The sequence below is a fragment of the Fibrisoma limi BUZ 3 genome, assembly GCF_000296815.2.
GTDB classification, from domain to species: domain Bacteria; phylum Bacteroidota; class Bacteroidia; order Cytophagales; family Spirosomataceae; genus Fibrisoma; species Fibrisoma limi.
On the sequence record NZ_CAIT01000006.1, the window covers coordinates 186186 to 210524 of the forward strand.

Here is a 24339-nt window from a genome sequence, read left to right on the forward strand (position 1 = left end):
CCGGGTGTACGGAACGTCTGGCCCGGTTCGCACCGCCTGATTACCATAGGCAGTCAACATGGCGCGGCTAAATTACAAACAGTCCTAAAAAAAGTATGCACGCATACTAATTTTCTGCTTGAATGAATAACGATCGCATCCAACAATTAATTCGATTCGTACAGGAAGAACCCGGAGAGCCGTTCAATGTTTACGCCCTCGCAATGGAATACATGAACGGTAATCCTGAACAGGCCCGCGTGTATTTTGATCAGCTTCTGACCGAATACCCGGACTACCTGCCGACGTATTACCACGCAGCGGCCCTGTATGCTGAAAGGGGAGAACGGGATAAAGCGGCCGGGTTGTACGAAGCGGGCCTGGCCCTCGCAAAAACGCAGGGAAACGACAAAACCTACCGCGAACTGCAACGGGCCCGGCAGGCGTTTGACGACGATGCTGAAGACTGGTAGCTACCGGCGCTTTTTACGCTGTCGCTCTTCCACGGTCTGTTGTTTGAAGAGGAGCGGTACGTCGGTGGTTTCCGGAATGGAGTACGTAATGGCCAGGTAGCGGGCATCTTTCTGCTTGGGCAGATAGACAAACCCCCGTACCGATTCGCCCGGCTTCACGGTGTTGGCACGCAGGGCCAGTTCGCGCCACCGGTATTCCTCGTAATCGTAGCGTTGCATCCGGTTGGCAAATGTACCGTGGTCGATGGCGCGTTTGGCGGCAATGGCCTGGTACGCTACGTCGTGGCTGACGCGGGTGCTGACCCACTCGCTCCGGGTGCGGCTCCGGCTGGACGAGGATACGTCGCTGGCGATGGCGGCTACCAGCAGGATGGTGTTAATGACTTTGGCCTGTTTCAGGCGCTTTTCCTCCTGCTTGCGCTTCAACCCCATGCGGCTGGCTTCGTACGAAGGGTCGGCTGCTCCACGGTACAGCGGCTGGTCGGGGGAGGCAGGGTCGGCCAGGGTGTCCTGTTGGGCGTCGAGGGCGTAGAAATGAAAATCAGCCGGATTGACTTCAATGAGCCGATCAGTATTGTTTTTAACTTCAACGTCGAGCGCTACGTAATCCATTTCTTCCCGCTCGAACGACGCGACTACCGTAACGCCATTACGGTCGGCCTTCGTTACCGGCCGACCATCAAGCTGGACGATGTCGCCGGAAGCGGGCTCCAGTTTATACGTTGTCAACATAGTCGGTGCGCAGCCGCTGAACACAATGCTCAGCAGCAGCATCGATAGAACCGGTTTCAGGAAGTAAAGAGGCCGCATACCAAACACAGATTACGTGAATAAACGTTGGGTTTCTGTATAATTGTAAAGATAAACAGGAAGTTTCAGATTCTGTTTCAATCCTACATCGACGTTCGTTCATAAGGATGAATGGCAACCAATCCCTAACCAAACCCCTGCCATGCTGGAACTTATACCCATTCAGCGGACCGCTGCCGAGAATCTCCTGTTTGCCCAGCATCCCGATTGTGAGCCGGGTCTTTCGATGACCATTGAGTTCTTCGAAAAAGTGGGGTATGTGCCACCCTGGATCGGTTATTTTGTCCGGCTTGGGGATGAACTGGTCGGCAGTGCGGCTTTCAAGGGAAAACCGAACGGAGGGGAGGTCGAGATTGCCTACGGGGTGTTTCCGCGCTACCAGAATAAGGGGATCGGTGGGGAACTATGCCGGTCGCTGGTCCGGCTGGCTCAGGAGACTGATCCGGCCATCATCGTAACAGCCCGAACCCTGCCGGAAATGAACTATTCGTCCCGTCTGTTACAGCGAAACGGCTTTGTCTGCCTCGGAACGGTCTGGGACGAAGACGATGGCGGGGTGTGGGAGTGGCAGTACGCAGGGGCCAATAAATAAGCTCGCTGGGATAAAAACGACCCCAACAGCGTTTACAGACTACTACCAATCGTTCTGCCCATGACAATCGAACTTTATGCAGCTTCCGCCCAGGAGGCTTCCGAACCTGTTGACTCGCCCGTTTCGAACCTGCCGGGTAAACTGCCCGACGAAGAACCAGCGCTCAATACAGATGATCTGCTCGGTACGTTCGATGCGCGTGAGGAAGCGCTCGTTTTCTTAAAGAATCTGCTGGCGGCTGAGCAGCAGGTGATTCTCGACAGCCGGATTACGCCCTTCAGCCAGTACACACACATTGAATCGCTGACGGTTACGGTCCGGGACGCGGAGGCCGCGATCCAGCGCCGGCAGTATTACCTGGTTACCGACGAAGGGTATTGATCATTCCTTTATCGCTGCTGCGCCACCTGCGCCCGAATGCGGCTCAGCGACGGCCCTTTTATGCCCAGGTAGGAGGCAATGTGACCCAACGATACCCGGTTCAGCAGATCCGGCTGATTCGTCATCAAATCGACGTAGCGCTCCTCGGCCGACTGCATCAGCAGGCTTTCGGAGCGGGTCTGGTTAGCCAGAAAATACTGCTCGGCCAGCAGCCGCCCGAATCGTTCCCAGCCGTGTGATTGTGGATAGAACTGCTTCAGGGCGTCGTGATCAATGACCAGGAGTTCGGCATCTTCCAGGGCTTCGATCAGGTACGGACAGGTTGTCTGGGTCAGCAAACTTTTCAGGGACGTCAGAAACGTATGTTCGGCGATGAAATACAGGTTGTGTTCCTGTTCGGTGGCCGGATGGACGTAATACACCCGAAAGATTCCTTTCAGGACAAAACCCACCTGGCGGCAAACCGAGTTACTAAAGGTGAACAACTCGTGGCGGGCCATGTTTCTGACCTGCCATAGGTCGCGGGTCATTCGAATATCGGCCTCAGAAAGCTGAGCAAACTGCTGTAAATGGTGCTGCAGGGCAGTGTATTGCGTTGATGTCATGATCGTGTTTGATGTACTCGTTTGGGCCGACCTGACTGATGAGTAGCTGAAGCGCGTACGTTCGTTTTTAACATAGGTGAAAAATTAAAATCAACCACCAGTCTACCTTTGTTCAGTCAAAAGTAAATCGCAAACAAATTTGAATCATACCTTATGAAAATTACGCGCAATGCATCAGCCCATTGGGCCGGAACAGGTAAAGAGGGCAAAGGCCATCTGACGACCGGCAGCACAGTTCTGAATGAAACCCAATACTCGTTCAACACGCGCTTTGCCGATGGCGTCGGTACAAATCCCGAAGAACTGGTAGCAGCCGCTCACGCCGGTTGCTTTGCCATGAAGCTGGCGTTCAACATTCAGGGGGCCGGTTTTGCCGCCGATTCGCTGGACGTTCGCTGCGACATCACGCTGGAAGACAGTGGTATCACCAGCTCAAAACTGACGCTCAAAGCCAGCGTACCGGGCCTGGACCAGGCAAAATTCGATGAGCTGGTAGAGGATGCTGAGAAAAACTGCCCCATATCCAAACTGCTGAACACCAGTATCAGCGTTGATGCTACACTGGCCTAAATAAGAGCATTATCTACGAAGAGAACGAATGATGCAGGTAGTGGACACCACCTCCACTACCTGCATCATTCGTTCACTTTTTTGTTTGAGGGTAGTGTAACGTCGCGGTGTCGGGTGGGTTCGTGTGGTGTCAGGTTCCGAACCTGACACCACACGAACCCACCCGACACCAACCGCTTTTTAGGCACCGGTTTGGCCGCTTACTGACCTGCCCTTACTTTTGTCCAATTCTTGTTCAGAGCGTTTGCGGGGTATGTAGCATTCGGAACGTAGTGAGTTACCCGCCAGTTTGCCCCGCCCATTAACGAAACCAGCGTATTGCAACGATTTGTCTTTTTACTCCTTCTTCTTTCTCTTTCCAGAAGCCCTGACGCGGGTTGTGGTTCCATCGACGGCCGATTCGCCGGGATACCAACCGCCGGTGAACGAACGGTTTTGCCGGGCCTGGGGACGGACCGGTCAGGTGAACGGCAAGTCCGGAAGCAACCAAAACCCAAGAAACGGTCGGGTGCTGCATCCCGCAGGAACGTACCGGCCAAAAAAACAGCAAAAACCGGTCGCCGACCCCTTAGCGGTGCAGTATTCTATCTGGCGTCGGGGCACGGCGGACCGGACCCCGGGGCCATTGGGCGCTACGGTCGGTTTCTCCTGCCCGAAGACGAATACGCCTACGACGTAACCATCCGACTGTCCGAATTGCTGAAGCAGCAGGGAGCGACTGTCTACATGATGGTGAGAGACCCCAACGACGGTATCCGGAACGAGGCCGTACTGAAGCTGGATAAGGACGAACGGGCTTACCCGAATCAACCGATTCCGTTGAACCAGACCGCCCGGCTCCGGCAGACCACAACCGCCGTGAACCGGCTTTACGCCCGGCATAAAGGAGCGTACCAGCGCCTGATCACCATCCATGTTGATAGCCGGAGTAGAGGGGAGAACATCGACGTGTTTTTTTACCACCACAGCAGCAGTGCCGTTGGTCGGCGACTGGCTACTCATATCCACCGGCGGTTTCAGACCAATTACCGGCGCTACCAGCCGAATCGACCGTATTCAGGTACGGTTTCGACCCGTAATACGCTTTACGTGGTCAAAAACAGCCATCCGCCCACTGTGTTCATCGAGTTGGGAAACATTCAGAATCGCCAGGATCAACGACGCTTTGTGATTGCCAGCAACCGGCAGGCGCTGGCCAACTGGATGGCGCAGGGAATTCTGGACGACTTCCGGTCACGATGAGAAGGCCAGCCATACGTTTCGCAGACCGAGGAATGCGGTGACACCGACAACCACCAGAAAGGCAATGTTCTGCCACAGGGAGTTTCGGTAGCGCTCGGGCAATAACTGCTTATTGTTGACGGCCTGGAGCAGAAATATCGTTACGACCGGCAGCAGGATACCGTTGGCCGCCTGAGCCGCCACAATCACCGGAACCGGCCGGACGCCCAACAGCCCGAACGTCAGCCCGATCCCCATAACAATTAACCAGACCAGTCGGTATGGCCGCGACGTCGGTGACCAGCCCAGCAAGCTCTGGGCCGTTACGGCAGCCGCCAGCGGAGCGGTGAGGGCGGAGGTGAACCCGGCCGCAAAGAGGCCAAAGGCAAACAGGGCTCCGGCCCAGCTTCCCAGTCGGGCCGAAAGGGTCTGCGCGACGTTCTGAAATGAAAAATCGCCCCTGATCAGCGTACCTGCTACGAGAATGGTCATGGAGATCAATCCGCCGATCAGCACGGCGAGCCCAATGCCCCACCGCATCTCGCTCAAGGATTGGTTGCGACCGATGCCGGAGCCCAGAAAGAGATTGTAAGGAACGATCGTGGTGCCGATAAGCCCGATGATCAGCACCATCGAGTCGGGCGGTAGCGAGGGACTGACCAGGGCTTTCCCAAAAGCGCCTGCCGATTGCCCGCTGTTGAGCGCTACATAGGTGAACGCTACGCCCATGACGAAGACCACCAGACCGAGAAAATTGGCAATCAACCGGGTTGACCCCTGCCACAGCAACACCATACACACCGCCCCGACGATAGCCGTCAGGATTGATACGGGGGCACCAGTCAGCAGGGCCAGCCCCGACACCGCCCCCAGAATATTGCCGGCCTCATAGGCAGCACAGCCCAGGGCCACGGCACCGAACAGCAGCCCCGAAATCCAGCGTGCTTTTTCGCCGTACGATCGGGCAATGACGTCGCCCAGGCTAAGACCCGACGCCAGCGTAATACGGGCGGCTGCTTCCTGCAACAGCATGGTGCCCAGGGTGGAGAACGTCAACGCCCAGAGCAACTGGAGACCGAAGCGGGAGCCGGCCATGGCGCAGGTCGTAACGGTACCCGGACCAATAAAGGCCGCTGAAATAACGGACCAGAACAGAACGCTGCTAATGCCGGAGCGGAGCGAAAGACTTTTGGGCATGTACGTAAGGACGATGGGTAGTCTGTGGCCGCAAGCTACTGAATGGACAGATACCATGAAACGGAATAGCCAGGGACCGTTGCCCAATTTTTCAGGGGGAATTCGTGATTGAAAGCCGGTCCCATTGTACTAAACGTAGTGAACAGCAGGTAGACAGCATGTTGTCAAGCAGGAAAGAGCTAACTATGGTGCTGGAGTCGGTTCGTCGACAAACCACACAGCCGGGCGAAGAGGAGTTACTTCTTGAGACGAATGTGGGGAATATCCTGGCGCGCTACCACGAAGCCGATGGAGCCGAGGCCGCAGTCGTGTGGGTAGGTGGTGCAGGCGGAGGACTCGACGGACCGGCCGCGGGTATGTACCCCAGACTCGCCCGGCAACTGGTGGCGAACCAGATTGTATCGCTCCGGTTGCATTATCGCTTTCCGAACGACCTGGAGAATTGCATAGTGGATACCATGATGGGCGTACACTATTTGGTCCACGAACGGGGGCATCAGCGGATGGCGCTGGTGGGGCATTCCTTTGGCGGTGCGGTTGTGATCAGGGCCGGGACGCTGGCGGAGTACGTAGTGGCCGTAGCCGCACTGAGCAGCCAGACCTATGGTGCCGGACTCGCCGGGGAGTTGAGCCCAAAAGCCCTGTTGCTGCAACACGGTACGGCCGACGAAATTCTGTCGGATCGGTGCTCGCAACAGATTTATGCCTGGGCAAAGGAGCCGAAAGAGATCCGATTATATCCGGGTTGCCGGCATGGGCTGGACGAGTGCCGGCAGCAGGTCGATGCCGATCTGTCGCACTGGCTGATTGATCGTTTAGGCGCTTCGGAAGGGTAGCCTGAGGCTCAGGCTGCTTAATTGGGGTAAAACAGGCCCCTTAATTATTCATAAGTTTACCGGACTGCCGGTACGAGTAAAGACACGACGAATAGTAAACAACGCAACGTAATGAGATTCATTTCAACCCGGGCACACGGTGTCCTCGACTATCTGAGCGGGCTGCTCATTCTGGGTTCGCCCTGGATTTTTGGTTTTGCAACGGGTGGCCCGGCGCAGTGGGTACCTGTCATTGTGGGGGCCATGATACTGCTGATGTCAATCATGACCAACTACGAAGCCGGGATGGTTAAAGCTATTCCGATGCCAGCGCACTTGACGATGGACGTACTGGCTGGTGTTGTGCTGGCGGCTTCGCCCTGGATTTTTGATTTTGACGAGCTGGTTTACCTACCTCATGTAATCTTTGGAATACTGGAAATTGGAGCCGGCCTGTTTACCGAGCGGGTGCCGTACCAACGGGGTGAGCATCAGCGGGGCGAAATACGCGGAGCTCACTAACGCATAACTAATGGGTAATCGTGGCCGGGATCAGGACTAGCGTCTGCGTCCCGGCCTTTTTTATGCCAGAAACGACCGTAGCGTGAGTGCATTCCGGACGGCATTGCCGCCACCGTCGTTGTTGAAATAGACGTACACGTCTTTGCCGCTTGCCTGCCACTCCCGGATGCGGTCGGCCCACCAGCGAAGATCGTTGTCGGAGTAGGAGCCGCCGTACAGATAGTGAGTGTCGGGTCCATGCATCCGGACGTACACGAAAGAAGCGGTGGCCCGTAGCACGCAGGGCAGATTGGCTCCACTCATGACGCAATAGGCGACCTGGTGCTGTTCGAGCAAGGAAAAAATAGCATCGTCGTGCCAACTCGGATGCCGGAACTCGACGGCGGTTTGAATCCAGGGCGGCATCTGTTGCAGAAAATACGCCAGCCGATCGTAGTTGATCGTAAAGCGGGGCGACAACTGCACCAGCAGAACGGCCCGCTTATCGCTCAGGGCGTGCCAGCCATCCTTGATGCGTTCGATCCACCGCTCCGGTTTGCTCAGGTTACCGTAGTGCGTCAGCCACCGGGGCGCTTTGGCGCACATGAGAAACCCTTCGGGTAGCCGGGCCTGCCAACCGGCAAAAACCGTTGAGTTAGGCCAGCGGTAGTAGCTGTAGTTTAGTTCGACCGTTCGGAACTGGTGCAGGTAATAGTCCAGCCGCCGGGAAACAGGGGTTGGTGCGGGATACAGAACCCCCTGCCAGTGGTCGTAGCTCCAGCCGGAGGTGCCGATATGAACGCTCATCGGAATACGTCGTTAGCTTCGTTGAGGTTAACTACCTCGGCCGGCATTCGGTTGTAGCGCCTTCTGAACGGCTACGTCATCTGATCGAATCCTGTGTCCGAAGTACGGCGGTCAGCGTTGCCACGGCTGTTTCCAACTGGTCTTTTGTGAACGCCGAGTAGCCAAGTAGCAAAGCAGGTGGTTGCCGGTGGGCAAGGGTGTAGTTGGCTAAGGGCGGAGCCGTTACGCCCCGCGTTGCCAGCTCGCTGGATACGGTACGATCGTCGAGGTGGGTTGGGAGCCAGGCTACTAGGTGCATACCCGCATCGGACGCCGACGTGTGGCACTGATCCGGTACGGTCTGCAAAGCTTCCAGCAGCCACGTCTGTTTGGTTTTGTACAGTTGCCGCATACGCCGGATATGGCGTTGAAAATGACCTTCCTGAATAAATCTCGCCAGGATCATCTGTTCGACGACTGGGTTTTGCCGATCCAGCAGCGCTTTGGCGCGGATAAACAGCCGGGCCGTCGACGCATCGGGCAGAATAATGTAGCCAATCCGAAGAGCCGGGAACAGCGTTTTGCTGAACGTACCGATGTATACTACCCGACCGGCCTGATCCAGCCCCTGCAGCGACGGCAGCGGTCGGCCCGAATACCGCAGCTCGCTGTCGTAATCATCCTCAATGATCCAGCCTTCGTGCTGAGCAGCCCAGTCGAGCAGTCGTTTACGGGTGGGGTAGGGTAGGGTGCCTCCCAACGGATACTGATGCGAGGGCGTCAGGTAAACGACCCGGGCATTAGGGTGATGTTGGAGGGCGTAATCGAGATCGAAGCCGGCCGGACCCGTCGGTACGGGGCAGGGTATCCCACCTGCCGCCCGCAGGCAGGCTACAGCACCCTGGTAGCCCGGGTCTTCCATCCAGAACGGATCGCCCGGTTGCAGCAGCAGCGACCCGGCCAGGTAGAGCGCCTGTTGGGTACCCTGCACAATCACCACCTGTTCGGCCGTACACCGCACGGCCCGGTTCACCTGCACGTGTTCGGCAATGGCTTCGCGCAGGGGCCAGTAACCACCGGCATCGTCGTAGCCCAGGTGCTGGATGTGCAGCCCGCGGTAAACCTGCATGGCGAGGTTACTCCAGATCGAAAACGGAAAATCGCGGTACGACGGTACCGATACCTGAAAGGGCTGGATGGCTTCCCGATCAACACTACACCCTGAAATCAGCTCATCCGAGGCCCGCCGGAGCAAACTGTAGGTTGTCAGTTCGGCTCGTTTTGATTGCGGGCGGCTGGCTTTCGCGGCCGGGCGAATCGGCAAATCGTCCGACCGGCAGGCGGCTACGTAGGTGCCTGCGCCGGTTTTTGAGCACAGATACCCCTCCAGAATCAACTGCTCAAAGGCCAGCAGCACTACGTTTCGCGAGATACCCCAGTCGCCCGCCAGCACGCGCGTGGCCGGTAGCCGGTAGTTCGCTTTGAGCCGACCGTCGCCGATGGCTTCGCGGATGAATGTGTAGATCTGCTGGTGCAAAGGTGTGGGGCTGCTGCGGTCCAGTTGCAAGCCGGGCAGGTCGATTTGTGGGGTACTCTTACTCATGGCTGACAGTTTGCTGTTAAGGCAGGACAAGGTACAAATTTCAGACAAAATGGCCCTGTCAACTTGTGAAATAATGGCTCTTTCAGGGTGGCCAATGTTCGGGTACATTTGTTCAGAAATCATGGCGAAGAGAAGATGATTGTACCCGCTAAACTCCGCAACAATCGGGTCGGGGACCCAGTCCGGCTGCGGTACTTTTGTATTGATTTACAGTCCTGATTCAACCAACCAGTTTCACTAAACAACAATACGTATGAACCAATTTTCTACATGTTTTACAACCGGTTTGCATTACCTGTCGCTTGTGCTGGGGTGGCTGCTCCTGCTGGCTAAACCAGTAGCATCTGTGCATGCCCAGGCGGCCGATACGGAGGGGTTCGTGGCGGTAAATACTGAACTCCCCGCCCGTACGAATCCAGACTACGCCCCAAAGGCTGCTGTGCCGCTCGTGCTGCTCGATCAGTCCGATCTGCACATCAGTTTGTATCCCGACAAAAACCCGCTCCGGCTTAAACTCCTGATTGGTAACCGGACGGGTTACAAGTTGACAATGAGGCTGGAAACGAATCAGCACGAATCGCTCTACTTCGAAAAGCTGGGGGCTGACTGGGCCTGGCGACTGCTCAACATGGAAGATATGCCCGAAGGTCGCTATACGTTGAAGGTACAGGCCGGACCACACCGGGTCATTCGGGAGTTTGTGATTGGTACACCCCGACCGGTGGGGCCACCGCTGGGACCGAAGATTCTGTTTTAATCAAAAAGCCGAGACATACATCTCGGCTTTTTTAATGAGTGGCGGAAAAGGCGATAAAAGAGCCGTTTCGTAAGTCGTTATTTATCACTGTTATAATTTCTGCTTTATTGCCCTGGCTTAAGAAGCTGTCACCTTGCGAAATCATGAAACGCCGTCTGTTTATTCAATCCTCTGAATAAACTCTTATTTACGACTCATCTCACTACACCATTAACGAAAGCGGGTTCTAACTGATCATGAACAATAGCCTTTTTGCCCTCCTGCTTGTAGCCGCCTGTCAGCCTTCTACCGATGCTACCCACCGTCTCCCAGCGGATCTGACCATTGTTAATCCCGTATGGACCAGGTCAGATCCTCAACACATATACGATGAAATTGAAGTCAGTGAACACGATTTTACCATCAGGAACGCTTCGGATACCTTTACGTACAATCGAATTATAGTCAGACTCAGTTACTTTGACAAGCAGCACCGGCTGTTACATGAGCAACTGTCGAAAATAACCCATCCGGTCAGGCCTCATGGAGCCTACCGGGTAAAAGGCCTGAGCGGAGGGAATGTCAAACCCGGCACTGAATCGGCCAGGGTTGAACTGGTCGAAGCAACCCGCGAACGCCAGCCTGTTAGTGACTGATAACGAGACCATAGCCACAAGTCATGCGTAGCTGGCTCATGGTTGGTCTCGTCAAAAAAGCTAATACCCTCGCAGGACTCGGGCCGTTACCAACAGTTGGCCAACGTGCCGCTGCGTATGTTCGGCGGCATGGAACAGCAAGCCCAGTACGGTCGACGGTAATTGTGCCCGGCCGACACCCCGTGGTTCGGTCAGAGTCGACTCGTCGGTGGTGCGCAACTGGTTGAGCGCCGTATCAATCTGCCGGTTGAATCGATTGACCAGTACGTCGACGGTTAATGTGTTGCCTTTGGGGTGCCCTTCTTCCGACAGCCGGGCCAACTGATCGGTGGTCAGTGATTTGCCCCGGGCATAGGTGAAGAGCCGGTCAAGAACGCCGGTGAGGTGTTGCAGATGAAAACCAACCGAAGCCACACCGGCCGGGCGGTTCCATAACAAAACGTCGGGGAAGTCGCTCATGAGGGCGTTCACTTCCTCGCGGGCCTGTAGCAGGGCGTGTGCAACCGGCTGTAATACGGGCGGAATATCGGGAAGCGCCCCGCGCAGCCAGACTTCCGGCAAAGTGGTCTGTTCCATAGTTACTCAACAACAGCGTCGGAAGCCGAATCGGTTTCGTAACGGGTTCCCGAATGCTGGTATCTACACAAGCGTAACACGTTTGGAACCCGAATAGTGAAGTCGAAGGCCGGATTTGTAAAAATTTAATGGGAGGAATATTGTAGGCTCACTACGGCACCGGAGCTACGTTGAAAAAGCGAATGGCGTCGACAGGCTATTAACCCGACCGACGCCATTCGGATGTCTGAACCACTACTTACAGCTCTTTCAGCATCAGTTTCCGCCAGCGTACTTTGATACCGCCCCCGTCGTGAATCTGGAGGGCAACCGAACCGTTGGCCTGGCCGATTTTTTCATCGTGCATGTCGACCATCTGCTGGCCGTTCAGGTACGTCTGCACATGGTCGCCTTCTACGCGGATGCGGAGGGTGTTCCACTCGCTTGGTTTCAGGATGTTTTCTTTCTCGTCGGGAATTTGCACCAGCCAGCCGCGACCGTACGATTCGTAAATGCCGCCGGTGTCGTGGTTGGGCGGGGCCACTTCCACCTGCCAGCCACTGATTTTGGTACCTTCGATGCTCGACCGGAAAAAGACCCCGCTGTTGCCGTTGGCTTCCTGCTTGAATTGCAGCGACAGATCGAAATTTTTGTAGGGCTTATCGGTAGCCAGGTAGCCGTAGCCTTTGTCGGGGCCGCTTTCGCAGATAAGTTCACCGTTATCGACGTACCATTTTTCGGTGCCGTAAATCTTCCAGCCGGTCAGGTCTTTGCCGTTGAACAATTTAACCGTTTTGGTCGGGGCCGTGAAGGCCAGGGTCGCAACGACGGAGGCTAGCGCAATAAAGCGTTTCATAAGGTCGGGAAATTAATCAAGAATGAGGGAGCTAAATTGGTAGGAGAAAGGCAAAAATCCTAAACCTGATCTAACCACAGGCTATGTAATTGGCTGAGCAGCCAACAAAAAAGCGGTAAATGTGCTTAAACGCAGAGGTAGCTAAAAAGGAACGCAGAAAACGCAAAGGCGAAGACATTCGAGACTTATTTCCGCAATTCATCTGCGATCTCTGCGCAGCCTCGGCTACCTCTGCGTTTAAAACACAACATTCACTCAACAATGGCACAGCAGGCACAGGAATTAGCCGGCAAAGTAGCGCTGATTACCGGCGCTGGTTCGGGAATTGGCAAGGCGGCCGCCCTTTTGTTCGGGCAGGAAGGCGCTAAAGTAGCGGCATTAAGCCGTACTGAAGACGAGGTGCAGGAAACCGTTAGTCAGATTCAGCAGAGCGGGGGCGAAGCTATAGCCCTGGTGGCCGATGTATCGCAGGTAGCGGATATGCAGCAGGCCTTTCAGCGCATCGAAAGCCAATGGGGACGCCTGGACATCGTTTTTGCCAATGCCGGGATCAACGGGGTCTGGGCACCCATCGAAGAACTTGAACCCGACGAGTGGGACAAGACGATCAATGTCAACCTGCGCGGCACGTTCCTGACGGTGAAATACGCCATTCCGCTGCTGAAACGGCAGGGTGGTTCGGTCATCGTTACATCGTCTGTGAACGGAACACGGATCTTCAGCAACACCGGCGCTACGGCCTATTCGAGCACCAAAGCAGCTCAGGTCGCTTTTACTAAAATGGCTGCTCTGGAATTGGCCAAGCATCGCATTCGGGTAAACGTAATCTGCCCCGGCGCCATCGAAACGGCCATCGAAGAAAGCACCGAAAAGCGTGACATCGAGCAGGCAAAAGAACCCGTGGAATTTCCGGAAGGCAAGATTCCACTCACCGACGGCAAACCCGGCAAAAGCGATCAGGTAGCCGATCTGGCCCTGTTTCTGGCGTCGGATCGGTCGAGCCATATCACCGGAACGCCGGTGTGGATCGATGGAGCCGAGTCTTTGCTGATGGGATAGCCTGCCGCGAAGCGACAAACGGTACTTCGCCCTGCGTTGAGAACCCGTGTGTGATCATTAAAAATCCCCAGCAACAGACAGGGCGATTCGCGCGAATCACTTTGTTTGTTACTGGGGCTCGTAGAAAGCCAGGACAGCCTTTGTAAGCGTATAGGTTGTCCGTAATGGATAATCTCAAACGGGCTGTAATAACTCAAGCTGCACGCTATTCAGGGCCTTTTCCAGGGCGCTCTCCTGCAAATCAGGTATTTTGATGCCCTCGGCCCGCACGAGGGTCACATCCGTCATGCCCAGAAAGCTCAGTACTGTTTTCAGGTAGGGAGCCGCAAAATCATTAGCAACTCCCGGTCCTTCCGAATAAACTCCCCCACTGGCAATAGCTAAGTACACTTTTTTCCCTTGCACAAGACCCTCCGGGCCGCTCGGGGTGTAACGAAAGGTAACTCGCGCACGGGTGATGTGGTCAATCCAGGCTTTGAGCGTAGACGGGATATTGAAGTTGTACATTGGGACGCCAATGATAAGAACGTCGGCTTCCAGTAATTCCCGGATTGCTTCATCGGAATGTCGTACGGCTGCCTGCTGAGCGGGCGAATGCACTTCCGACGGTGTAAAAAAAGCCTCTAGAAGGTTCTCTCCCATATGTGGAAGCGGCTGGTTGGCTAAATCACGCACCCGCACGATGCTGTCCGGATAAGCAGCCTGTATTTTTTCGATCAGGCCATTGCCTAGCTTGATGCTGTACGATGCATCGCCACGGGGGCTGGAAACTACATGAAGAATATTCATAAACTGGTCAGGTTGTTTGTTTCGACAAAACTACCTATGTTCGCTATTGAAAAGATAGCAGTTTCCTTAAGGATAGCGCTATCGTCAAGGATAGTAGTCTTGTAATGCAGCTATGGAAAAGTTGAGCGAACGATTGTCGCCGGAACACAACAAAACGGAATGCCGACGTAGCGTGAACGCCGTGCGTGACGCCCTCTACGTGCTGGGTGGTAAATGGAAGTTGCCCATTCTTGTGGTGCTGGAATATGGTCCTCAGCGCTTCACCGAAGTACAGCGACAGATTGAAGGCATTACCCCCAAGCTTTTATCGAAAGAGCTTAAGGAGCTGGAGATGAATGGCTTTGTTACGCGTCGGGTGCAGCCGACAACGCCGGTCCTGATTGAGTATGAACTGACGGAATATGCCACCTCCCTCCAGGGAATTTTTGCTGCGCTGCGGGATTGGGGCATACAGCACCAGGCCCGCGTACGGTCTCTCTAATTTCGTTGGAACGTAGTCTTGCGCTGGTTTCGACCGTATGTTGAAACGGTTATGAAAGCCGTTTCATCAGCGAAAAACTACGGCCAACGAATTCTCTACGCCGGTGCAGAGCTAACCGGGCGGCTCTCAGAAAAACATGTAAAGCATAGCGATAGGGATTCCGTGGCCCTATCGCTGAAAACCGCCACTACGGCCGCGCCAGCATTACCAGGCAGACCGGCGAAGGTACACTGATTTCGTAGCCCGTCGCTGCTACGTCGCCGGTTTGCTTGTCGCGTTTGAACACGGTGATGTTGTCGGTTTCCTCATGGGCCACCAGTACGTAGTCACCGTTGGGGTCGATCCAGAAATTGCGCGGCTGATCCCCACCGGTATAATGTAGTCCAACCGGCGACAGCGCCCCATTGTCGCCGATCCGGAAGATAGCCAGGGTATTGTTCCCCCGGTTGGTCGTATACAGATAACGCCCTGCGGCATCGACGTGAATATCCCCGCCGGAGCGTTCGCCCTCGTACTGTTCCGGTAAAAACGGTACGTCATCCTGCAACAACGCAAACGCGTCGGTTTCGGGGTGGCGGGTGAAAACAGCTACGGTCGAACTCATCTCTTTGATGCCATAGACGTGCCGACCATCCGGATGAACGGCCGTGATGCGCGGTCCGGAACCTGGCGAGACAGCTACGTAGGGCGTTTCGTGGGGGCTAAGCGTATGCTGGTCGGCATCAACCCGGTACGCGTGAACCTTGTCTGTGCCGAGGTCCGATGCGTATAGCCACCGACCGTCCGGCGATAGCGTGGCCGAATGAACATGCGGAGCGTCCTGCCGCTCTTCATCTACACTACTACCGGTATGGGTCAATAACTGGGTAGCCTCAGCAAGCGATCCGTCTTCCCGAATGGGCAGGACTGCCAGGCTACCACTCCCGTAGTTAGATACGAACGCCAGTTTGCCGCTTTGGTGAATGCTGATGTGGCAGGGGGCCTTTCCCAACGATACCTGCTGATTAATGAACGTCAGGTGGCCGGACTGCGGGTCGATGGCGTAGGCGTAGACCGTACCGAAATGCTCATCGCCCTGCTCGTCGCGTTCGTTGACCGCGTAGAGAAAATGGCCGCTGGGGTGCAGGGCAAGAAACGACGGACTGTTCGGATTATCGACGGCCTGCACAAGTTCGACGGTTCCGGTTGCCCGGTCAAATGCGTATACATAAAGGCCCCGGCTGCCCCGCACCGAGTACGTACCGACGTAGAGAATATCGGTTAAAGCTGTCTGCTGGTTCATTACATTGAGTAAGAGGATGACACACAATGCTATGCCAACTGGTTTCCGGGGCAGGCGGTTTCAGGATACGATTAAACAAAGATGTATTATAAGCAGACGGACCACAGCATAAGATCAAAAAACTTAAAACCGAATTCAGTCTTTATCCTAAACCAAGAAATAGTGAATCAGATATATAAATTAAATATAGTAATGGAGCGTTAGACCCAACCGTATTGGTAGCCACTGGCGCAACTTGTGGTACTCATCACCTATGAAAAAGGAAAACATTCATTTGGTCGACTGGCAGCGGATTCTGTTCGGGGAGGCTCCCCCGGAATTTATGCTTGAAGTGTTCATTAGGTCGGTCGTCATCTACATGGCGTTCGTGGTGACGGCCCGCTACCTTGGCAAGCGGATGAATGGACAACTGACCATTACCGAACTGGCTGTGATGCTGACGCTTGGGGCTATTATTTCGCCGGCCATGCAGTTGCCTGAGCGGGGCATTTTGCAAAGTATTCTCGCGCTGTTCTGTACGCTTCTGTTTCAGCGGGGGCTTGGCCTGTTAGGTTTCAAGTACCGCAAGGTAGAACAGACTATATTCGGTAAGGAAGCAGCCCTGGTCAAAGATGGCATACTGCAACTGGATCAAATGGCAGCCGCCCGAATCTCCCGCCAGCAAGTGGATGCTGTTTTACGCAGCAATGGCATATACAACGTCGGCCAGGTAAAGCGGCTCTACCTGGAAGCGTATGGCCTTTTCACTATTTATCAAAAAGAGCAAGATGAGCCCGGACTGTCTACGCTGCCTAAAAGCGACAGGGCAGTTACGTCGATTCTCGAATCGGTCGACGAGGAGATTGTGTGCAACAACTGCGGAAACGCCGTCCCGGCTGCTAAAAAGGATGAGGTCTGCACCGTGTGCGGACAGAAGGTGTGGGAAAAAGCCGTTGTGAACCGGGGCAGTAATATACAGGCATGAAATCAGAAGAAATCCACCTGAGCGAGTGGCAACGCATACTGTTTGGTCAGGTAACCGCCGAATTTTACATCGAAATCGTAATTCGAGTTTCCGTCATCTACCTGATCCTGATGGTATCCATGCGGCTGATGGGTAAGCGAATGTCGTCGCAACTGAGTCGGACCGAAATGGTTTCGATGGTGTCGCTGGCGGCTGCCATCGGTATTCCGATCATCGCACCGGACCGGGGTATTCTACCCGCCATCATCACGGCCGTCGTAATTGTATGTGGCCAGTGGATTATATCCAAATGGGCCGCTCACAATAGTCGAGTTGAAACGTCGATTAATGACGATTTTACCATTTTGATAGAGGATTCGGTGATGCAGCTCGATGATATGCAGCAGACGCGTGTTACATCGGAGCGGCTGTTTGCTCAGCTTCGGGCGCTGGGCCAATACCATCTCGGTACGGTGAAACGACTATACCTGGAGGCCAACGGAGCGTTTACGCTGATTCCGCAGCAGAAGTCACAGCCGGGCCTGTCCGTACTCCCGCCCTGGGATAAGGAATTTTGCGAACAGCAGAAAAGATCGGTCGATACGTGTGTCTGTACGCGGTGCGGCAACCGGAAAGTGAACCCGCCCGACGAGGAGGAAGAATGCCCCAACTGCCTCAACCGTACCTGGACCTACGCCATTGAATAATCTATAAAACAGGTCGTTACGGCCACGTAGACGCACAACGGTATGAAAATAGGAGAAAAATTGCTGAAGCAGCTAAACCGGAAATACGAGCCGTCGACGATGGTTAATGCTACATTTGGTCGTTACGACGTAGCGTTTAAAACCGACGAAGAGGGTAACCCAATCCTGCTGTTTATCGGGCAGGCCGGCGACGAGGGGATGATCAAGGGAGATCACTTTTCGCGTCGGCTGGTCAAAGATGGCAACGGGGTCGTCATCAAGGATCACTGGGATTACAAGGGAAAAGTATAACGCGGGGTTCCAGGCTGATTGGTGGTGTCAGGTGTAGCCCCTGACACCACCATCCCGATGCCTTTACGCGCGGGCCACGGCCGTTGAATCCAGCACCTTTCGAACCTCCTGTGTCGACACTTTATTACCGGTTTTAGCCGCGCGTTCAATCGCTTCGATGAGCTGCACGTCGCGCATACCCATCTCGCCCGGCACGCTGCTTGGCTTGTCGTTCAGGATGCAGTCGGCAAAGGCATCCATCTGCCGGGCCTGCTGGTTCACGTTTTCGATGTCCATGCTCCCGTTGCTGGTTTGGCCCTTCAGCCCATCGTAGGCATAGGCCGGTTGGAGTTCAAACCAGCCGTTGGCCGCTTCGGCCCGGAGCTTATTGTATTTTTCGTTGAAGCTGGTGCGGCAGTTCGCTACGGAACCATCGGCAAACTGCATCTGAAAGTCGACGCCCTGCTCCACTTCCGAAAACTTATCCTTATCCGTTATCGGATGATATTTAGCCGTAACCGAAACCGGGATTTCTCCTTTTGTATAAACAACCCCCTGTATGCAGTACACACCGACGTCGTGCAGCGGACCACCTCCGGGCATCGGTTTACCGTTCAGCGTACCTTTTCCCAACCGCCAGGGTGAATCTTTTTCGCTTTGATCCTGACCGTTCTCGGCAATGATCTGATTGACGTTTCCAAACACTTCTTTTTGTCCGAGCCGCATCATCTCCTGGTTGTGGGGCTCAAAGTGCAGCCGGTAGCCGATGGAGAGTTTCTTCCCTGCTTTGTTACAGGCATCGATCATCCGCTGGCAGTCGGTTGAGTTGAGCGCCATTGGTTTCTCGCAGATAACGTGCTTGCCAGCCTGAGCGGCCCGGACCGTGTAGTCGGCATGCATGGCATCGGGTAGCACGACATACACAATGTCAATATCCGGATTGTCGGCGATCTGGTCGAACGTATCGTAATTGTAGACGTTTTTGTCCGGGATATCATACTCCCGTTTCCACTTGTCGATCTTATCGGGCGTACCTGTCACGATGCCCGCCAGCCGGCAGTTCTTTGTTTCTTTCAGGGCCGGTCCTAGCTGCCCTTCGCTATAATTACCCAGGCCAACCAGCGCAACGCCCAGTTTTCGGCCGGATTCGGTGCGGCCAGAGCCTGCAGCATCGGTTCCTGCCGTTTCGCCCGGCGACTCGTTCTTACTGCCGCAGGCCTGAAGGCTCATCAAAGAAGCCAGACCCGGAACGGCAAAGGCAGCGGCTCCGAGGTGACGGATAAAGTCGCGACGGATGAGATGGTTATTGGGTATCCACAACGAAGGTCGATTCATAACAATAGCAGTTTTTGACTAAACTATATTGTCAACCAACTTGATGGGTATTAAAATGTTTAGCTGCGGTCCGCTTGTTACAAAATAATATACCCTAACCTTATCGGGTAAGATGGGTTTATTAGAACATAGCCCTTCCATATACGAATGAACAGAACAATTTTTCTTGTTGGCCTGCTTGCGTTGGTACTTGGTTCAGTCGCTACGTATGTAATCACAAAACCCAGTACGCAGAAAGACGATGCCGCCAAACCCATTCCGGTGCCAACGGATTTTATAGAAGAGCTTTGGTATAAGAATCGGATTATCTATAACCTTGATGTAGAAGTGTTCAAGGATTCTGATGGCAACGGGGTAGGCGATTTCAAGGGGCTAACTCAGCAACTGGATTACCTTAAAAACCTGGGCGTCGATGCCATCTGGCTGGCTCCGTTTCAGCCCACACCCAACCAGGACGATGGCTACGACGTAGCCGATTATTATGCCATCGACAAACGGCTCGGAACCCAGGACGACTTCAGCGACTTTATGCAGCAGGCCAGCCAGCGGGACATACGAGTCATCATGGACCTGGTGATCAACCATACCTCCGATCAGCATCCGTGGTTCAAAGCTGCCCGGCAGGATAAAAATTCACCGTATCGGTCGTGGTACGTCTGGTCGAAGCAGCAGCCGAAGGATTGGGACAAAGGCATGGTGTTTCCGGGTGTGCAGACAGAAACCTGGAGTTATGATTCCGTAGCGGGCGAATATTTTCTGCACCGTTTCTACCGCTTCCAGCCAGACCTGAATGCGCAGAACCCGGCCGTGCAGACCGAAATCCGGAATGTAATCCGACATTGGCTCAATCAGGGCATTGCCGGGTTTCGGCTCGATGGCGTGCCGTTTTACATTGAACTGCCCGAAACGGGCATGACCAGTCCGGAACATCAGTACGAAATGATCCCGCAGCTCCGTCAGTTTACGCAATGGCACAAGCGGGACGTGACACTGTTGGGCGAAATCAACGTAGAGCCTGAAGAAAACAAGCAGTATTTTGGGAAAGAGGGCGGGGGCATTCACATGATGTTTAACTTCTACGCAAACCAGTATCTGTTCTACGCACTGGCCAGTGGCGAGGTAAAGCCGTTACGGGAAGCGCTCACGTCGACCAAAGATATTCCGGCAACGGCCCAGTGGGCGCATTTTCTGCGCAACCACGACGAGATTGATTTGGGGCGGCTTAGTGACAAAGACCGGTCGCTGGTGTACGAAAAGTTCGGACCGGCGAACAATATGCAGTTGTACGACCGGGGGATTCGTCGGCGGCTGGCCCCTATGCTCAACAACCCGGCGATGCTGTCGATGGCCTACAGCCTGTTGTACTCGCTGCCGGGAGCGCCGGTCATTCGCTACGGGGAGGAAATTGGTATGGGCGATGACCTGCGGCTAAAAGAACGACTGGCTATCCGGACACCCATGCAATGGTCGGCGGAGCCGAACGCCGGTTTTTCAACCGCCGACAAAACCGTGCGACCGGTCATTGACAAAGGGCCCTATGCCTACAAGCAGGTGAACGTAGCGGATCAGCAACGGGATTCGACGTCCCTCCTGAATCAGATTACGCGGTTCATTCGGGTTCGGAAAGCGCATCCGGAGATCGGGTGGGGAAGCTGGTCGCTGATGGAAACGGATTCTCCAAATCTGCTGGTGATTCGCTACGACTGGAAGGGCCGTTCGCTGATGATGGTGCATAATTTCAGTAACGACGCGCAGGAGATGCAACTGCCGCCCGACCTGGCCCGGAAGCCGATGGTTAATCTGCTGGAAACCTCAGCAAAGGCATCGGGCGACCAGGGTAAGATTCGGCTCGCTGGCTATGGCTACGCGTGGTACGGTATGAATGGAACCACCCCAATTGTGAAAATTAACTGATACAGCCTTATATAAAGCTAACCCCAGAATGGTATGAAAACGCTTCATTTTAAAACCAACCTGACAGACAGCGAGGCCATTGCGGCCGTAACGAAAAATCTGAACGCCATTGAGCCTATTGACGGTTGGGTTATTGATACCGAAGCCCCCGACAATCTGCTGACGGTACAAACCATCGACAACCGCATTGCGGATCAGGTTGAACAGGCTGTTGCGCGGGCCGGTTATCAGGCCGAATTTGTTTTCGAAGGATCGGAAGACTGACGCTTATTTCGTACGGACGACCGTGAGCCGTTTCATCAGTTCCTTGCGGCTCGCGGCCGGAATCGGGATGGCAGTCTTATGCCCGACGATGTACAGGTAGTTGCGTTCCAGCCGCTCCAGATAGTCGAGGTTAAGGAGCAGCGACCGGGAGAGCCGAAAAAAGTTCGACGCTGAAAAATACTGAGCCAGGTGGCGCAGGTTCATGCTGATATGATACGGCTGTTCGCGGGTGGTCAGGAAAATCTTGACGTAGGCACCGTCGGCTTTAAGGTACAGGACATCTCTGAGCGCGATTTTCTCGTACCCTTTATCAACCGGCAAAAACAGGTGTGCGGCTGAGGGCGTATCGACCAACTGATTTAGTTGAAAATAGTGGTACGCCAGTTCAATCTGAAGTTTCAGTTCGTCGGCCCGGAACGGTTTCAGCAGGTAGGCGGCTGGCATGGTTTCCTTAGCGGCCTGGAACGTACCGTGGTCGGAGTCGGCGGTCAGGTAGATTATCGGCATTCGGTGTACCAGCAGCATCTCGCGGGCGGTTTCGATACCGTTTTCGGTCGAACCATCCAGCGTTATATCAACCAGCGCCATGTCCGGTGGCTGTGTCTTAACGGCTTTCAGCGCTTCGTTGAACGTACGGGCAACTGCCGTAACGGTGTGGCCGGCTTCTTCCAGGATTTCCTGCAGATCAAGGGCCGTGAGTGTGTTATCTTCAACAAGTAAAATTTTCAACCGGTCCATTAGGCCTCGTTAAATTTTAAACTCCATCGTGAACAGCGTCCCTGTTGGCTGGTTCGGATCGAATTGGTACGTGCCACGTAGCTGATTGACCTGAGCTTTGATCAGCGTCATGCCGAACGATTCTTTTTTCAGCACCACCGACCCAGGTCTAGTCCGGCCAACTTCAGACCCCTGGTCAAAACCCGGGCCGTTGTCGGTCACCCGTATATGAATTCTGTTGCTGCGGAGGTAACAGTCGACCTGAAAAGTGGGATGGTCGTTTCCGGGAAATGCGTATTTACAGGCATTGGTTGTCAGCTCATTCAGAATCAGCCCAACCGGAACGGCCTGATCGGCGGACAGGTAGATCGGATCGATGTTGTAGTCAGGTTGCACAGGTGGAGAGCCGTAGGTACGCAGCACACCCTCTACCAGTTCGCGGATGAACTCGTCCAGATTCGCTTCGGCCAGGCGGTCACCGTCGTAGAGCCTTCGGTGCAGAATCGCCATCGACTGCACACGTAGCTGGCTTTCTTCAACCGCTGTCCGGGCTGCCTCGTCAGCCAACCGTTTGGCCTGTAAGTTAAGCAGGCTCGAAATCACCTGTAAGTTGTTCTTGACCCGATGGTTCTGTTCTTTTACCAACTGCTCGTTGCGCCGGCTGATGCGCTGGTTTCGGCGGTTCAGCCTGAAAAACGTAAAGCCGGCACCGACTGCCAGCACAAGCAGCACCGTGATCGCGATGGTCAGCCACCGCTGCGTTTCGAGAGTTTGCGTACGCAGCGCCAATTCCCGCTTCTGTGCATCAAGCAGCGCTTCCTTCTTCCTTGTTTCGTATTCGACATTGAGTCGGGCGATGGTGCCGTTGCGATCCGAAAGCAATTGATCTATTGCCAGTTTGTTGGCTTTCTGCTGGTGTACAAAGGCGTCTTCCCACTGACCGGTTGCCTGGTAGTATAGAACGAAGGCCTGCTCCAGCCCCATAACAACGTCGTAATCGTCCATTTCATTAGCCAGATAGCGTTGCTCGGCTTCAAGAAGAGCCTGGTGGGCCAGTTGAAACCTGTCGAACGCCAGGTACGCTTCTGCCAGGCGCAGGAGCACATTGGCCAGCAGCCGGTCCCGGTGCACGAGGATCATCAGGTCATAGGCTTCCCGGATGAGCGGAATGGCCCGATCGTCTTTGACTTTGGTGTAGAGGGTGCCGAGTTCGAGACTACATTCCGCAATGCCCAGCGTATCATTGAGCGATCGATAAATAGCCCCTTTTTTTCGCTGATAGTACATTATGCTGTCGTAAGCCACGCGGTCGCCGTGCATCCAGCTATCCGATTTGCTTTGATGGAGACTGGACAGCAACCCATAACCAAGCCCTAGCCCGCGCAGCGAACGAGCCCTGTGCGCCACGGCAACCGACCGACGGGCGTAGCGAAACGCATCCGGAAGCCGGCCCGACCGGCTTTCGTTTTCGCCGAGCCGAACGTAAATTCGACTGAGTTCAAAAGAATCACCAAAGGGTTCGAGCAGTCGAAGGGATTTCAGGAAATAACCCTGCGAGGCAAGATAGTTCCCGGCGAACACATACGTACGGCCGTACTGATAATACGCTTCAGCCAGTTGTTTGGTGTTCTTCGAGGCAAGGGCCTGTTGTTCCAGGTCACGGGCCTTTTGCAGCCGTTCTGGATGCACGTTCAGCGGGTTGCGGCCATAGGCTGAACTTAGGGATAACTGGCCTAACCAAAAGGTTAGTAACGTGCTAATTGCCAGCCTGTAGTAAACGTGAAATGGTGTGTTCAATGGGCAGGAAAGAATGTCCTGAATCAAATGTAAGGAAAGCAACTAGTCTTTATCGGAATTGTTCAGATTTCGCAAGTAAAAAGTAATGTTTTAGAAGAAAAACCGGCTGATTGGTAAAGCCATCATTTGTAAAGCCAATAGAATTGAGCAGGTTTGAATTAAGTTAGATAAAAACGACGTATGATAATGCGTGTTTTTCCTTTAACCAGGCGTTTCCGCTTCTATCCACATCATTTTAATGTTTAATGCGGTTTATTCTATACAGCAAAAACCAGCAAGCGAAGCCTGGTTCGAATCACCCTAGGCTTACAAAAACAGAAAACTTCTGTTACTTTCTTGCGATCGGCGGCATTAACTCATAAAGCTATCAATTCTATTTGTCTGGCTTTCCGCTTCTCTATCCACATCATTACTCAAACATTTATGACGAACTCGCTACCTGTTT

28 protein-coding genes are annotated in these 24339 nt (G+C 54.3%); 16 read left to right on the forward strand and 12 right to left on the reverse strand.

The genetic code is table 11. The features are described from left to right. Positions 1-122: 122 nt before the first annotated feature. Positions 123-452, forward strand: a complete 330-nt coding sequence (locus BN8_RS08675; RefSeq protein WP_009281463.1) for a tetratricopeptide repeat protein — start codon at positions 123-125, stop codon at positions 450-452. Here BN8_RS08675 and BN8_RS08680 read toward each other — a convergent pair whose 3' ends face one another. Then, positions 453-1262 carry a hypothetical protein gene (locus BN8_RS08680; RefSeq protein ID WP_009281464.1) on the reverse strand — a complete coding sequence of 270 codons (810 nt, stop codon included), beginning with the start codon at positions 1260-1262 and terminating at the stop codon, positions 453-455. It lies immediately after the preceding gene. Between the two features lie 142 nt (positions 1263-1404). On the opposite strand from BN8_RS08680, the gene BN8_RS08685 reads away from it, so the two are divergent. Both BN8_RS08685 and BN8_RS08690 read left to right on the forward strand, forming a co-directional pair. Then, a complete protein-coding gene (locus BN8_RS08685) occupies positions 1405-1854 on the forward strand; it encodes a GNAT family N-acetyltransferase (protein WP_009281465.1) in 450 nt (149 codons plus the stop codon). Positions 1855-1914: 60 nt separating this feature from the next. Continuing rightward, positions 1915-2235 (forward strand): hypothetical protein, encoded by a 321-nt coding sequence (locus tag BN8_RS08690; RefSeq protein ID WP_009281466.1) that lies wholly within the window; start codon positions 1915-1917, stop codon positions 2233-2235. Positions 2236-2243: 8 nt separating this feature from the next. On the opposite strand, the gene BN8_RS08695 is transcribed toward BN8_RS08690, so the two are convergent. Continuing rightward, positions 2244-2840, reverse strand: a complete 597-nt coding sequence (locus BN8_RS08695; protein ID WP_009281467.1) for a Crp/Fnr family transcriptional regulator — start codon at positions 2838-2840, stop codon at positions 2244-2246. Between the two features lie 153 nt (positions 2841-2993). On the opposite strand from BN8_RS08695, the gene BN8_RS08700 reads away from it, so the two are divergent. Both BN8_RS08700 and BN8_RS08705 read left to right on the forward strand, forming a co-directional pair. After that, the gene (locus BN8_RS08700) at positions 2994-3410 is read left to right on the forward strand and encodes an OsmC family protein (protein WP_009281468.1); all 417 of its coding nucleotides are present in this window, start codon (positions 2994-2996) and stop codon (positions 3408-3410) included. Positions 3411-3728: 318 nt separating this feature from the next. Continuing rightward, positions 3729-4652, forward strand: a complete 924-nt coding sequence (locus BN8_RS08705; protein ID WP_229367847.1) for an N-acetylmuramoyl-L-alanine amidase family protein — start codon at positions 3729-3731, stop codon at positions 4650-4652. On the opposite strand, the gene BN8_RS08710 is transcribed toward BN8_RS08705, so the two are convergent. Further along, on the reverse strand, positions 4644-5828 hold the full coding sequence (locus tag BN8_RS08710) for an Nramp family divalent metal transporter (protein ID WP_040005654.1): 1185 nt from the start codon (positions 5826-5828) through the stop codon (positions 4644-4646). The genes BN8_RS08705 and BN8_RS08710 overlap by 9 nt on opposite strands. Positions 5829-5986: 158 nt before the next feature. On the opposite strand from BN8_RS08710, the gene BN8_RS08715 reads away from it, so the two are divergent. Next, positions 5987-6664 carry an alpha/beta hydrolase gene (locus BN8_RS08715; protein ID WP_009281473.1) on the forward strand — a complete coding sequence of 226 codons (678 nt, stop codon included), beginning with the start codon at positions 5987-5989 and terminating at the stop codon, positions 6662-6664. 111 nt (positions 6665-6775) lie between these two features. Beyond that, positions 6776-7165, forward strand: coding sequence for an SPW repeat domain-containing protein (locus BN8_RS08720; protein WP_009281474.1), 390 nt, complete (start codon positions 6776-6778; stop codon positions 7163-7165). A 60-nt stretch (positions 7166-7225) separates the two neighbouring features. Here the strand turns inward: BN8_RS08720 and BN8_RS08725 are convergent, their stop codons facing one another. Together BN8_RS08725 and pdxR are read right to left on the reverse strand one after the other, a co-directional pair. Next, positions 7226-7951, reverse strand: a complete 726-nt coding sequence (locus tag BN8_RS08725) for a DUF72 domain-containing protein (RefSeq protein ID WP_009281475.1) — start codon at positions 7949-7951, stop codon at positions 7226-7228. Positions 7952-8027: 76 nt separating this feature from the next. After that, on the reverse strand, positions 8028-9533 hold the full coding sequence (gene pdxR, locus BN8_RS08730; RefSeq protein ID WP_040005656.1) for a MocR-like pyridoxine biosynthesis transcription factor PdxR: 1506 nt from the start codon (positions 9531-9533) through the stop codon (positions 8028-8030). Positions 9534-9786: 253 nt separating this feature from the next. Here pdxR and BN8_RS08735 point away from each other — a divergent pair, with 253 nt between their 5' ends. Both BN8_RS08735 and BN8_RS08740 read left to right on the forward strand, forming a co-directional pair. Continuing rightward, positions 9787-10290 carry a hypothetical protein gene (locus tag BN8_RS08735; RefSeq protein WP_009281477.1) on the forward strand — a complete coding sequence of 168 codons (504 nt, stop codon included), beginning with the start codon at positions 9787-9789 and terminating at the stop codon, positions 10288-10290. Between the two features lie 236 nt (positions 10291-10526). Continuing rightward, the gene (locus BN8_RS08740) at positions 10527-10925 is read left to right on the forward strand and encodes a hypothetical protein (RefSeq protein ID WP_009281478.1); all 399 of its coding nucleotides are present in this window, start codon (positions 10527-10529) and stop codon (positions 10923-10925) included. 60 nt (positions 10926-10985) lie between these two features. Here the strand turns inward: BN8_RS08740 and BN8_RS08745 are convergent, their stop codons facing one another. Further along, complete coding sequence (locus BN8_RS08745; protein WP_009281479.1) at positions 10986-11501, reverse strand: DinB family protein; 516 nt, start codon at positions 11499-11501, stop codon at positions 10986-10988. Between the two features lie 238 nt (positions 11502-11739). After that, positions 11740-12336, reverse strand: a complete 597-nt coding sequence (locus BN8_RS08750) for a 3-keto-disaccharide hydrolase (RefSeq protein WP_009281480.1) — start codon at positions 12334-12336, stop codon at positions 11740-11742. 261 nt (positions 12337-12597) lie between these two features. Between BN8_RS08750 and BN8_RS08755 the strand changes: the two genes are divergently transcribed. Beyond that, entirely contained in the window at positions 12598-13395 is a 798-nt protein-coding gene (locus BN8_RS08755; protein WP_009281481.1) for an SDR family oxidoreductase, read from the forward strand. A 174-nt stretch (positions 13396-13569) separates the two neighbouring features. On the opposite strand, the gene BN8_RS08760 is transcribed toward BN8_RS08755, so the two are convergent. Further along, positions 13570-14184 carry an FMN-dependent NADH-azoreductase gene (locus BN8_RS08760; protein ID WP_009281482.1) on the reverse strand — a complete coding sequence of 205 codons (615 nt, stop codon included), beginning with the start codon at positions 14182-14184 and terminating at the stop codon, positions 13570-13572. A gap of 112 nt (positions 14185-14296) precedes the next feature. Here BN8_RS08760 and BN8_RS08765 point away from each other — a divergent pair, with 112 nt between their 5' ends. Then, the gene (locus tag BN8_RS08765) at positions 14297-14665 is read left to right on the forward strand and encodes a winged helix-turn-helix transcriptional regulator (RefSeq protein ID WP_009281483.1); all 369 of its coding nucleotides are present in this window, start codon (positions 14297-14299) and stop codon (positions 14663-14665) included. A gap of 187 nt (positions 14666-14852) precedes the next feature. Here the strand turns inward: BN8_RS08765 and BN8_RS08770 are convergent, their stop codons facing one another. Continuing rightward, the gene (locus BN8_RS08770) at positions 14853-15947 is read right to left on the reverse strand and encodes a lactonase family protein (protein ID WP_009281484.1); all 1095 of its coding nucleotides are present in this window, start codon (positions 15945-15947) and stop codon (positions 14853-14855) included. Between the two features lie 253 nt (positions 15948-16200). Here BN8_RS08770 and BN8_RS08775 point away from each other — a divergent pair, with 253 nt between their 5' ends. Genes BN8_RS08775 through BN8_RS08785 form a run of 3 tightly spaced genes read left to right on the forward strand, consistent with a single transcriptional unit; the run spans position 16201 to position 17888 of the window. Continuing rightward, positions 16201-16911, forward strand: a complete 711-nt coding sequence (locus BN8_RS08775; protein ID WP_009281485.1) for a DUF421 domain-containing protein — start codon at positions 16201-16203, stop codon at positions 16909-16911. Further along, the gene (locus tag BN8_RS08780; RefSeq protein WP_009281486.1) at positions 16908-17597 is read left to right on the forward strand and encodes a DUF421 domain-containing protein; all 690 of its coding nucleotides are present in this window, start codon (positions 16908-16910) and stop codon (positions 17595-17597) included. The genes BN8_RS08775 and BN8_RS08780 overlap by 4 nt, the downstream gene beginning before the upstream one ends. Before the next feature lie 42 nt (positions 17598-17639). Continuing rightward, on the forward strand, positions 17640-17888 hold the full coding sequence (locus BN8_RS08785) for a hypothetical protein (protein WP_009281487.1): 249 nt from the start codon (positions 17640-17642) through the stop codon (positions 17886-17888). Between the two features lie 63 nt (positions 17889-17951). Here BN8_RS08785 and BN8_RS08790 read toward each other — a convergent pair whose 3' ends face one another. Beyond that, positions 17952-19202: a Gfo/Idh/MocA family protein gene (locus BN8_RS08790; protein ID WP_009281488.1), complete on the reverse strand. Its 1251-nt coding sequence runs from the start codon at positions 19200-19202 to the stop codon at positions 17952-17954. Between the two features lie 147 nt (positions 19203-19349). On the opposite strand from BN8_RS08790, the gene BN8_RS08795 reads away from it, so the two are divergent. Together BN8_RS08795 and BN8_RS08800 are read left to right on the forward strand one after the other, a co-directional pair. Continuing rightward, positions 19350-21116: an alpha-amylase family protein gene (locus tag BN8_RS08795; protein ID WP_009281489.1), complete on the forward strand. Its 1767-nt coding sequence runs from the start codon at positions 19350-19352 to the stop codon at positions 21114-21116. 33 nt (positions 21117-21149) lie between these two features. Continuing rightward, on the forward strand, positions 21150-21380 hold the full coding sequence (locus BN8_RS08800) for a heavy-metal-associated domain-containing protein (RefSeq protein ID WP_009281490.1): 231 nt from the start codon (positions 21150-21152) through the stop codon (positions 21378-21380). Between the two features lie 3 nt (positions 21381-21383). Here the strand turns inward: BN8_RS08800 and BN8_RS08805 are convergent, their stop codons facing one another. Beyond that, complete coding sequence (locus BN8_RS08805) at positions 21384-22118, reverse strand: response regulator (RefSeq protein WP_009281491.1); 735 nt, start codon at positions 22116-22118, stop codon at positions 21384-21386. A 9-nt stretch (positions 22119-22127) separates the two neighbouring features. Beyond that, complete coding sequence (locus BN8_RS08810) at positions 22128-23786, reverse strand: sensor histidine kinase (RefSeq protein WP_040005658.1); 1659 nt, start codon at positions 23784-23786, stop codon at positions 22128-22130. Positions 23787-24339 lie beyond the last annotated feature (553 nt).